Raw genomic sequence first — 1848 nt, 5'->3', positions numbered from 1 at the left:
AAGGTATAATGTCCTGTCTGAAGCCTCTGATGATATTGACAAATTTGTACAACTAAAGTTCAAATGCTATTCTCAACTTGACTTCTCGAGCACTCAAAACAGGTCGTTTCTGCTGATTATGCTTGACTTGGCAGAGCGTCTTAATCTGCAAGGTGCGATGGCCCGTCTTGCAAGGCTCGTGTCTGATGAAGGAATAAAGATAACAAGCAGAATGCAGGCAGGCTTGTCCTTTGTTTACCCAAAACCTAGTACTGCCGATGACTTAATCGAGAAATTTGAAGACATTTGCAGTTTGCTTCAAATTGCGATTGAAGAAGAAGAGGACAGCATCCTTCCCTCTTTGGTTACATTCCTTAATTACTATAGTGCTGTTGTAGGTTCATTGCATCCAACGAAAGCTCTGATAGTGAAGGGTAGATTTCTTGAAGCTCTAGAACAAAACAAATATCCCTTCTTGAATGATGTTAAGGATGTTTGTAAGATTGATGTCAATAATAAGCGAGCCTATGAACAATTACAGGAAGCAATAGATCTTCTGAATTGTCAAAATCTGAGTGCTTCACCGTTTACGTCAGATGAGCCGTACCTCATTGAAGAAGGTACAGAGTATGCGAATTGGATAAATTCTGCCAATAAATGCTTTGATACAATTAGACAACATGCTGTTGCCCATGCTTCTGACAACTTTGATAAAGGTCGCGGCGTTAATCCTATAACAGAAGAACAAGGGTTATATAATTATCTGAAAAACTATGGTAATATGCATAAAGCTAAGATACAGTCTGCTCTGGCAGAGCCTTTTCCGCAGCAATTTGACCAACCATTGACAATAATCGATTGGGGATGCGGACAAGGATTGGCTTCAATGCTGTTCTGTGAGAAATACTATCAAGAAAATATCAATCAAATCATTTTAATAGACCCGTCGGAATTAGCAATTAAACGTGCCTCGCTTCATTGCAAAGCCATTAATTCAGAATGTTCTGTAAGAACAGTGTGCAAGAAGCTTGATGATGTTGAGCTAAATGACATAGGTATCATAAGAAACAACGTTGTAGTGAATCTTTTCTCGAACATACTTGACATAGACGATTATTCTACACCACATATCCTTTCGTTGATGGAGGGAATAAAGAAAGCAGAAAACTATTATGTCTGTGTGTCCCCACATATCAACGACATAAAGACGAACAAGATTGATAATTTCAGACGTTATTTCCAAACCATGTCTGGATATGTAGAGTTCCACAACGTTGACAATACAAAACTAAGTGAGTTTTGGATGTGCAACAACGTATTTAAATCAGGGAGCATTAATCACGGACTGCAATATGGTTGCTCTCCATACCACGATGAAAATGGATGTGCAAAAAAATGGACAAGAGTACTGAGAGTCTTCAAAGTGACATTGTAATTAAAAAACATACAATCAAGAGATTACACTTCTATCTTGAATGTATGCGGAAGTTTGCGACTGCCCCGAAAAGTTCCTAAATGAATTTATAAACACAAACTATTGAATTACTACTATCGGATTAACTTATATTAGGGTGTTCAGTTTGACGTTCCGATTTTTGCTGAAAAAAGCAATCACTCTTTCCCTAAAATGCTGATAGCTACATAGTGTACAACAAAAGCAGATTAAGGAAATAACAGGGCTTTTTGAAAGAGTTAATTTTGCACCTAAAAATCAGACTATAATATTCATTGTCAAAAGGTTAAATTGTTAAACCGAATCCAAAATGAGAACATCTAACTGAACACCCTATTAACGTAAGCATTCGAACAAATGCACCTTTTACACTTTGAGGTTTGGTTGTAGCTTTGCGGCAGTGAATACAATCAAAC

1 pseudogene is annotated in these 1848 nt (G+C 37.3%); it reads left to right on the top strand.

From position 1 onward, the window contains the following. A pseudogene (locus tag ABUA47_RS22260) lies at nt 1–1414 on the top strand (hypothetical protein); the annotation flags it as partial. Nucleotides 1415–1848 lie beyond the last annotated feature (434 nt).

Source organism: Bacteroides sp. RTP31139st1_H2_RTP31139_211217 (assembly GCF_040227615.1).
GTDB lineage: Bacteria > Bacteroidota > Bacteroidia > Bacteroidales > Bacteroidaceae > Bacteroides > Bacteroides uniformis.
The sequence above is the reverse complement of the archived record's forward strand: the minus strand, read 5'-3'. Positions and strand labels throughout refer to the sequence as shown.